The sequence below is a fragment of the Bradyrhizobium oropedii genome (assembly GCF_020889685.1).
Taxonomy (GTDB): domain Bacteria; phylum Pseudomonadota; class Alphaproteobacteria; order Rhizobiales; family Xanthobacteraceae; genus Bradyrhizobium; species Bradyrhizobium oropedii.
In genome coordinates this window covers 1-9756 of sequence record NZ_JACMYO010000255.1, presented here as the reverse complement: position 1 = coordinate 9756, position 9756 = coordinate 1, and the positions used below count along the sequence as shown (strand labels likewise).

The window sequence follows — 9756 nt, the reverse complement described above, 5'->3', positions numbered from 1 at the left end:
GAAAACACAACGGGAAAGAAGCGCGGCCGCAGGCCGCTGCCGGCGAACCTGCCGCGTGAGCGCGTCGAGTATGACCTGCCCGACGATCGGAAGGCGTGTCCTTGCTGCCGTGGCCAGATGCATCGCATGGGCGAGGCTTGTCACCGAGCAACTTCATATCGAGGTACCGGACAAGGGTGAAACACAGGCCGACTGCATTCGCCGCTTCCGCCAGCAACATAGTGTCCCCATCCTCAATGCTCTCAAGGTATGGGTCGAGGATCGGGCCGATTGCGCCCGCCGTGGTCCGCACAAGGTCGATGTCCTCCGAATACCGCAGAGGCTTTGGGAAGTGCAGTTTGTTGAGCGCCGTTCCGCCACGGAAGCGAAGCTCTTTGCGCAGGAATGGGTCGTTGAAGAGCTCGACCAGCGCTCGTGCGATGATGAGGTCCTGCTCGACTTGCCGCTGCTCCGCCCACGGCGCATGCTTTGACCAAGCGATGATGTTCTGCGCGGGGATCATTCATCGATCTCCGGATAACGCCGCACTATCACGCGCCAGCGCTCGCTGCGCTCGACAGGCGTGGGTTGCGCCTTCTCATCCTTTCGACGCTCCGGTTCGAGCGTGACCCACGGCATCGTCTCTTTTTCAAAGAGCTGGTTACGAAGCGCATTGGCGCGCTCGGCGTGACCGAGCCGATCAAGCAGATAGCCGACCCGCTGGCCGCAAGCGCGCTCGAAATGCGCCGACATTGCCGCCAGCTTTTGACCATCAATGCTTTCCGCGAGGTCCGTCATGACGGTCGCGACGGCATCGATGCCGCCCGCCACGTGCATGTAACGGAAGAGGTCAAGCGCCGTTAGTTCGGGCCCTGAAATCTTCATGCTGCCCGTATCCGTCTTTCGATCAACGATGCCCTCGTGGACGCTCTCCAGGTCTTTGCGGAAATGGAACGTAACCCAAGAGCGCCCCGCCCGGATCTTGCGGAGTTGCTTGTCTGTCACGACTTGGAATTCCATGACGGCATGATGCGTAGCGCCGTGCAGCTCAGCCGCCTTGAGCAGACCGACATAGTAGGGACGCTCCTCATGCCGCATCAGCGCGTCGATGTACCGGGGGGGGGGTGGTGGTGCCTCCCAGCTCATGAATTGCGGCGGGACGGCCACGTAGAAACCGTGCCGGGGGTTGAACAGCATGTGGCGTTTCTGGAGCCGCGCGGCGGCTTTGAGGAAGGCAGCCTCCGTGATGCCGAGGGCAGCGATGGCTTCGGCGCGCGTGAACGTAATGCGCCCCTCCGACTGGAGAGTTGTGACGAAGTTCGGGAGACTGGAACCGGCCTGTAGCATCATATTCAAAAATAGGTTATAGATGTCCAATTTTCAATATGATGCTATATCGAGTCATGCAACATATGCATATTTCGGCCCAAAAACGTCCATTTTTTAATATGATCAATAGGCTAGGACTCCGCACATGACTGCCGATCTCTTCACGCACCGATTTGCCTTCGGCGCCGTGCCCTATGACGGCGCTGATCTCGTGCCCTTTGGCGATAAGCTGGCCGCCACCCCCTTGTCCTCTTTATGGGGCTGAGGGCATGGGCCAACCCACAAGATCATCCCGTACGAGAAGCGGCTCGCCAATCGAGTCCACTTTGGGATGGAGCTATCTATCGCGAGAGGCGCTCGCCCGCGCCAAGGCGCAGATGGATGAAGAATCCATGGGCGTGCGCGATGAGATCGGCTTTCTGACAATCCATCAGCGTTATGCCGATCGCTTTTTTCCGGGCACATCGGTGCTGCATAGCTCCGCCCAGACTGCTGTCACTGCCGTGGGTCGCCCCGTCGCTTCCCTGGTGGCCGCTCGGCGGAGATTGGAAGAATGCGGCGGCCGAGCTCAAGCTCCTGATGTTCAGCCGCTTCCGCGCAACGCCGCCCAGTGTCGCTGCACTGCTCAGCTTTGGCGTCGAGGCCCATTGCCTTCCCCGAAAACATGACGGCTATGAAAAGACCTATAGGCGCCGCCGCTTCAAGCTGGCGGCCGTTCCCGGACCCGTTATGGCAGCCTTCCACCCTTCGTCGTGGCTGATCCGAACCGGGCACGGCCATTGGAAATGCCCCACACCGTGTCCGGTGTGAGCAAGAGCTCTGCACGTTGCGGGTCGGCCATCGGTGGACGGCCCCTTTGCCGCGCCAGCGTGCCTCGCCGCTGCTCCGGGAAGGAATCGCACAGAGCTATCCGGTCGGGAATGACGGTTACTCGCTGGCATCCTTGCGTTCGCGGATGGCGAGCCGGCCGGCAACGGGTAAGCGCAGCCAAACTCAAACGGCTTGCAGCGGTTGAGACCGGTTCGACGGCGCCGCTGCTCTGAGCAACGGGATTCTCAGGATCGAGGTTACAAGCGCTCCCGTGAGGTCGCCGTGGCCGCTCAAGCCGAGTGCCGGGGACAAAACGCGATTGTTTGCGGAGATCTGGCGAGCGCTGACTCGATGACTCGATTTATTCGGTAAGCCATCTGTTCATGCCGAGTCAGCTTCCTGGCAAGTCGAGGTTTTCCCCTCTCCGCTGCCGCAAGCGCCAGTCGGACCGAAGTGACGAGCGGACGGCGAACGCAACCGCGACTCCGGAATGACCCCGAATTCGGTTGCGCGCAGGTCAGGTTTACGTCAGGTGCGGGGGATATGATCGATCCCAGAGCGCGTACGTGGCGCAAGAAATTTCCGGTTTGGCGAGTCACGTCAGCGCAGGGTAAGGAGCTGCGCTCAGAGGCGTTGAAACAAAGTCGTTGAGGCCGCCGCGGCAGCACAGTGTGTACCAAACGTTGTAATCGGCGCATTCTCGCTTGCATGGGAGCAGGATTTTGACGGGAGTTGACCGGCGCGGGAATGCGCCAAGCGGACCAGGCGCGCACTGTTCCCGTGGTGAATCAGACCTTGGGGATGGAAGAGATAGTTCGACGTTCAGTTCTGTCGTGCAGCGCTTGCGCTCTGAAAATCGAGATTTAGGAGCCTCATCCGCTCAAATACTATCTTCGGCCGGCGATGTCCGACGCCGCACGCCAGCCGATCCCTCCGTTGATACGCGCGAGGGCCAGGGCGGTTTTCGCCCTTTGCCGCATGGCGGTGCCCCAAATTGGGAAGAAAGTTCGTCGCGTTCCGGAACCGAGGGCCGCGGTGCCGATCGGTCCAAGAGTTCACAACAAAGTATCCCCTCCTTGCACAGACAATCCGTATCCAACCTGGAGCGCGAAACAAAAAGGCGGCGCATGGATAGTGTCGCCACGCAGAGCACGCAAAGTGCAATCTCAGAACAACAATCAAGCGCAGCTCTAGACGCGATTTATTTCGCCCGTGACATTGTTGGATTCTCACGTGCGGTGGTGGAGTATGACAGACGGCTGCAGGCGGCGGGCGAAGGGGTCCATGCAGCCTTCGTGCAAAAGGCCGCCGCCCAGTTCAGACGTCAATTTGTCACGCGCTTCGAGGACGATATCCGTCGCGGGAAATCATGGGGTTACGCTACGGCATGCAATGCAGTAGCTCGCGAGACCGGAGGTCAGGAAGGTGTCGAAGCTTGCAAGGCGATGGCAGCCCGGGTGGCGCGGCTTCATGATGCGTTAGTGCGTGAAGTCGAACCCAAAGCTCTTTCGCTTCTGGCGGCATCATTTGGTCGGTATCCGCTGTCCACGACATGCCGCGAGGGCACGATCAGAATCGCCGAATATTGCCGCGATGAAGGCAGGGCACTTCTTGGGGCGCTGACTAGTCAAAGTCTGTCGTTGCTGGTGAACGGTTTCAGCAAGTGGCCAGGCCGGGCAGAAACTCGTCAGGGCACGGAAGCCGTCGCCCGTGAGGTCCGTCGTCGCGCCGACCGCCGTTTCCAACTCTCCGATTTTGATCAGCAACACGTGGCGAACCTTGTGAACGGTTTCAGCAAGTGGCCAAATGCTGCCGATTGTTGCGAAGCTATGATCGCGCTCGCCGGTGAGATCCTTCGCAGCGACCACAAGCTCTCGCTGCTTACTCGGCAGAGCCTGGCGACATTTGTCAATGGGTTCAGCAAGTGGCCGGAACAGGCAGCGTCTCGCCAAGCCGCAGTCAAAATCGCCGGCGAGGTTCTCCGCCGCGACCGCCGCGGCCGGCTCTCTGAATTCAATCAGCAGGAACTGGCGAACGTGGCGCAGGGTTTCGCCCAATGGCCGGACGAGGCGGCGTTTCGCGAAGCCGCAGGCGCAGTGGCCGGTGAGGTCCTCCGCCGTGACCGCCGCTCCCGGCTCTCTGAAGTTAGTCCGCAGAACCTCGCGATTCTGGTGAACGGCTTCACCAAATGGCCAGAAGAGGAGCGGCCTCGCCAAGCTATCGCAGCGATTGCCGTTGAGGTCAGTCGCCGCGCCGCCCACGTCGGGTTCGGCCTATCTGATTTTAATCACCAGGACCTGACGAACCTGGCGAATGTTTTTAGCAAATGGCCGGACGAGGCGGTCTATCGCCAAGCCACAGCCAAAATCGCCGCAGAACTCTCTCGCCGCGCCCGCGAGCAAGGGCTCACTGATTTTACTCATCAGGATCTGGCGAACCTGATGAACGCGTTTAGCAAATGTCCGGACGATGCGGACTATCACCAAGCGACAGTCGCGATCGCCAGCGATGTCATTCGCCGCCTCGCCCAACTCTCTGAGTTTAACTTCCATGACCTGATGCACCTGGTGAATGGTTTCAGCAAGTGGCCACAACAGGCGAACTGTCGCGAAGCAACACTCGCGATCGCCGATGAGATCTTTCGCCGTGCCGACCGGTTCTCTCATCTTACGCCACGGGCGCTGGCGATATTTGTGAACGGGTTCAGCAAGTGGCCGAAACAGGCGGCGACTCGCCAAGCCACAATGGCGATCGCCAGTGAGGTCATTCGCCGGGCCCGTACGGAATTCGGGCTCTTTGATTTTAATCACCAGGATCTGGCGAACCTGGCGAATGGTTTTAGCAAATGGCCGGACGAGCCAGCTTCTCAGCGAGTTACAGGTTTGATAGCCAGGGAGATCCGTCGCCGCGCCTCCTGGCTGTATGATTTTACTCTCCAGGACCTCGCTAATCTGGTCAACGGTTTCAGCAAGTGGCCGGAATCGCCGGATAATCGCGACGCCACATTCGCGATCGCAGGCGAGGTCCTTCGCCGCGCCGTACTCTCTGATGTTACCCCGCAGCAACTGGCGAACCTGGTGAACGGCTTCAGCAAGTGGCCGGACGGGGATGACTGCCGCAAAGCCACGATCGCAATCGCCGTGCAAGCCGGTCAGCGCCTGCTCTCTTTCGCTCCGCAGGTACAGGCGACCTTGATGAACGGGTTCAGCAAGTGGCCGGACGAGGTGGCGTGCCGGCAGTCCACGATGGACATCGCGCGCGGGTTGGGTGCTCGAGGGCAAAGATTGGGTGCGTTCACCACGCCTCAGCTCAGTATGCTCGCGAATGCTCTGTCGCGAACGATCATGAGGGCAGAGGATACCGGAGAGATTACGGACGCTGCTCTGGCGAAGGATCGGTTGCACAAGCTCGCTCACTATCTGCACTATGATAATGATCGCCTGGGGCAGGCTACCGTACTGCATATCACAAGCATTTTCAAGGCGCTGGGTAAGGCTCGGCTGTTTGATGATCTCGGTTTGCTCGCACCGACGGGCTTGAATCGGCTCTCGGAATTGCGTCAAGCCCCTGATTTTAGTACCCGGAACGATCTGGAAACCATGGGCAATCTGTGTGCTGCTCTGCTGCCGCTGGCGCGCAGCCCGCAGAACCCGCTGCGCCGGCACCGCAGGCAGGCCCTCAACCTGCTCAACGAGCTGCAGCCTGTGGTAGAACACAAGATAGAGGCGCATCTGAGCGCAAGAGACGCCGAGCGGACCCGTGGGCCGCTTGCAAGCCGCCGCCCCGCTTTATCGATCTATCAGACGCTCAAAGCTCGCGCGGTCCTGGAGAGATTGTTCAGGCGACCGTATGTCGAGGGCAACAGGCCCGAGTTACGGATCAGGCAGGAAGAGCTGCAGCATGGGACCAGAGAGATCCTGGCTGGCGCGCGCGACCTGATTCAAGGCGATCTTTCCACCATGAGCTGGAACCTGATCGCGCAGATCGAGTCGGACAGTCCAGTGGATGCGCTGGACTTCTTCATGGAGCAGGATCCGGCGGCGATCCGGGCGCAACATCCTGCGTCGGTCTTCGACGTGCATCAGGTCTTGCGAGCCATGGACCACGCCCCGAGGTCTCCGCAGGGCGAGGCGGGACTGATGCAGCTGCCGGTGGTGGACATGCAGGGTCGGCCGGTGGCCACGGACCCGGAGAGACGATATTCGATTTTTCATCGCCTGACCTCGGGGGCCTTGCCCGTGGTCGCAGTGCAACTGCCAGCCCCCCCGAGCGCCTTCATGTTGGCGCGTACTGTGAGCGTCGCGGGTGTGCCGTACCGCATGGACCTGTTCGGCGGCAGCAAGTTAAAGCCGCCGCGATTGACCGTGTCCCAGATTGCGGCGCGTGCTCCAGGCGAGCCACCGAATCGTGGGGGAAAGTTGCTGGCGATTCCTTATGCCGAAACCGCAGCGGGCACAGCCTTCGAGCAGCTGTGGCGCGCTTGGGCGCCTTTCAAAGAGGCCTATTACTACACCCAGCGCAGGGGTTTTGCGGCGCCTCCAACGATCAAAGGTCTGTCTCCTCACGACTACGCGCTGGAAGGCGCCTTCAAATTGGTGCTACTGCCGGACCGCCCTGCCAACCAGGAGCATCCCTTCAGGTTGATGGGGCCGGACGGCCCCATTGCATTACGACCGCATGACGGCTGCGGCTTCATCAGGGCCTCGCTGGCCAGCCTTATGCCGGCAGTTCGTCGGGCCGGCGAGCGGGAAGGTTCTGACCGGGTGCTCGCCTTTGGTGAGGGAAGGAAGTCAGCCCTGCCAGTTTCGGCAATGCAACATTATCCGCGCAGCGAGCTAGTGGCAGATGAGGCGCGCGAGAGGGCCAGGAGCTGGCTTGAGAGCCGGGAAGGGCAAACGCTGACGTCCGAGGAGCTGTTTCGCACCGTGACGGCCGCAAACATCAATGGTCCGGGCGCTGTGGCCGTCCCGTCCGCTGATGGCTGCCTCCATGTGCCGACGCTCAAGAGCGAAACGTTGAGCGGTGGTGGCGTGCTGGTCGGGCGGTCTCCTTATGACAAGCCCAACCTTCGCCCGTTCGCCCCCGACCAGGTCAGGTTGTCCGCTGATGGGGACGCGACTGCGTCGTTTCTCGATCATTGCGTGACGATGCAATACAGTTTCAATGTCGCCCAGAAGTCGGGGAACGAGTTGGCAGCCGACGATCCGACCTTCTTTGCCAAAGGACTTCTGATCGTGGTGCCGGATGAGATGTGGCCAGCCGACTTCGCCGGCCGTGGGCTGGTGATGTCTGCCGAGGACGTGAAGTGCCATTCGAGCTGGACCAAACGTAAGGACCGCGTAAAAATGGACACACCGGTCGACTGCGTCGGCATCCTCCAGGCGACCGAGTTGTTTGCTCCGGGCTCGCTGGTTGCCGTGCCACCCGGTGAACAGAAGAAGCTTGACGGCGACTTCGATGGGGATAGCATCGTCATCATCGGCGACCGGCCACAGCTTTACGAGCATGTCAGGCAATTCGATCAAGAGGAGCAAGCTCGCCAAATGGGCTCGCTCAAGCCGCCAAAGTCGCACACACCGGCGATCGAGGATGGTCGCTACAAGTTCGGTCGCGGCAGCCAGATCCTCGCCGCCACACGGAATGTTCTGGAAATCTATACCGGCCTGCAGCGAGGCTTTCTGGCTCAATCCCATGAATGCCGACAGTGGTTTGCCGAGCGTGCCGTCTTCGGCACGTACGAAGGAATTCACCGCGAGCTCCAGCGAGACATCCGTCACCTGCTAAGCCAGGAGCAGATAACTGGCCAGGATGTCCAGGACAGGCTCGAGAAGGCGAGACGTGAAATTGATGTCGCCAAGCATCCGGTCGCCCACGAAATAGCCGAATTGGTCGTCGCCGATCTCGAGGCGTGGACGACGAAGCAGGATGAAAAGATCCTGCCCGATACAGTCGAAAGCGTGAGCGAGACAGGCTTAAGGGTGAGCCCAGCACTCTCCGAGATTTTCCCGGACCTGGCGGAGGCCTATACTGCAACTCTTCACCCGCGAGACCGCCTCGAGCTCTTGCTCGACCACTATCCTTCACGCATCGATCTCGGGTCGAATCCGTCACGCATCGATTCAAGACCGGATGGTTACGATCCAGACGACCTCATACAAAGCGCAAACAATCTCTTGAGCCTCGGCATCAAGGTCGGAACTGACGCCTACAAATCCGACACTGGTGCCTACGCCTTTATGTTCAAAAGCGTGCACCTTCAGCGCCTCCTGCAAAAGACACCGGGGTTGAAATCAGTAGCTTACACGAAGAGCATCGCGGCTACCCTCAGCCAGGGTCTGTTCGATGTCGATGCGAGATTGGAGGATCTCAAGGACAATCCGACGCTGGCGGCTTCAGTCATGCAAGCCGCGATCAAACTTGCTGCCGAGCGAGGCGTTCTGCCTGAACCCAAGGCCCGAGGTCTTGCTGCCGATGATTCCGTCAAGACAATCACATTGACTCGCGAGCAGGCCGCACAGCGCGCCCAAATGGAGGTTTCCCGCGCTCAAGCTCAAGAAAAGGATATCACCCTAATGGCAAACTCGGTTGCTGAAGCCCTTAGGAAAGCCGACATCAAGGTGAAGATGCCTCATTTGCGTTGGGCCTTGAGATCGATAGACTCGATGACGGACCAGCTCATCGGAATGCGGGCCCCGATTGAGGCCGGCGCCCAGCTGATCAGCAACGCTGTACGCCACGTATTCGAACTCCCTGATGAGGAATTTGCACGTGCCTTCAAGAAAGCCATTCTAAGCTTCGACGAGAGCGGCTATCTCGAGGTCAGCACGACCAACTGGTTCAGGGCGCGATCGCCGACCTTCGTCGGCATCAAGACTGTGCTGGCCACGCCAGGGGGCTACTGCTTCGAGGTGGAGTTCCACACGGCAGACAGCTACAAGGCCAAGATCGACAATCATGACACGTACAAGGAACTGCAGAGACTGCAGCGAGGGAGCCGAGAGCCTTTGGATCAATCCATAGCCAAGCCACTCCTAGAGCGCGTGCGACAGGCCTGCAACAAGGTTGCCATACCCGATGGGATCATAGAGATTCCTCACTGGGAAGCCGACGCGGATAGTACAGTTGGTGGCAGCCTGGTTCCTCTGCTGCAAGTGGACCCGCCGAGACGCACGGCGCGCCCCCGATGACAGCAAAGATTCTTGACACCCCGAGCGCGCGGCCGATCGTTCTCGTCGGCATGATGGGTGCCGGCAAATCCAGCCTTGGCCGTGCACTCGCCAAGGGACAGGCTGAGAGTTCGTCGATTCCGATAAGGAGATCGAGGCGAAGGCCGGTAAGTCCATGACCGAGATTTTTCGCTGAGGCAAGCCATGCGCATTTCGGGAATTTTGAGGTGAATGAGATCAGGCACTCGCTCGAACAGGGCCGGCGGTGGGTGGAACCTGTGGTTGAGGGTTCATGATCGAGGGAGTCCGGCATCATACCGGGAGAAAGCGGTTTCGATCTGGCTCAATACCAAGAGGACGTGATTAGGCGGGACCTGAGGCACAAAACCAAGCGTCCGAAGATGCAAACCGCCGACCAAGACTAGTACCCACTTTTCTTGGATCGTGAGTCGTGATTCAAGATATGAATGAT

2 protein-coding genes and 2 pseudogenes are annotated in these 9756 nt (G+C 59.9%); 2 read left to right on the top strand and 2 right to left on the bottom strand.

Annotated features, from left to right (window positions below):
* Positions 1–166, top strand: a pseudogene (locus tag H8A95_RS39015) (IS66 family transposase); the annotation flags it as partial.
* 87 nt (positions 167–253) lie between these two features.
* On the opposite strand, the pseudogene H8A95_RS39010 reads toward H8A95_RS39015, so the two are convergent.
* Together H8A95_RS39010 and H8A95_RS39005 are read right to left on the bottom strand one after the other, a co-directional pair.
* Positions 254–502, bottom strand: a pseudogene (locus H8A95_RS39010) (nucleotidyl transferase AbiEii/AbiGii toxin family protein); the annotation flags it as partial.
* On the bottom strand, positions 499–1356 hold the full coding sequence (locus H8A95_RS39005) for a type IV toxin-antitoxin system AbiEi family antitoxin domain-containing protein (RefSeq protein ID WP_338028055.1): 858 nt from the start codon (positions 1354–1356) through the stop codon (positions 499–501). The pseudogene H8A95_RS39010 and the gene H8A95_RS39005, both read right to left, overlap by 4 nt.
* A gap of 1889 nt (positions 1357–3245) precedes the next feature.
* Between H8A95_RS39005 and xopAD the strand changes: the two genes are divergently transcribed.
* Positions 3246–9305, top strand: a complete 6060-nt coding sequence (xopAD, locus tag H8A95_RS38995) for a XopAD/skwp family type III secretion system effector (RefSeq protein ID WP_229171033.1) — start codon at positions 3246–3248, stop codon at positions 9303–9305.
* Positions 9306–9756 lie beyond the last annotated feature (451 nt).